A 225-nucleotide genomic window follows, 5' to 3' on the forward strand; every position below is an offset into this window, starting at 1 on the left:
GTCGTCCGCGTTTCGGCGGATGACCTGCGGTCCCGTCTTCGTGTCGTGCTTCCACCGCGCTGTGATGTGAATGTCGAGAATAGCCAGCGATCCCACGTTAGTCAATGTCGTCACTTTTAGCGTCTGTACCGTCCGTCCTGCCCGCTAGCGAAAGTACGAGGGTACACGCCGCCGGTCGAAGAACGTGCTGTCGAGAGCGGCGTGGCCGGACTGCGGGTGCTGCTG

Annotated in this window: 1 pseudogene; it reads right to left on the reverse strand. The window is 61.8% G+C overall.

Annotated elements, in window-relative coordinates:
- Positions 1-225: pseudogene (locus tag Z052_RS18975) on the reverse strand (transposase); the annotation flags it as partial.

Origin of the sequence: Halorubrum sp. C191, from assembly GCF_002727095.1 — an archaeon.
In the GTDB taxonomy this organism is placed as follows: Archaea; Halobacteriota; Halobacteria; order Halobacteriales; family Haloferacaceae; genus Halorubrum; species Halorubrum ezzemoulense.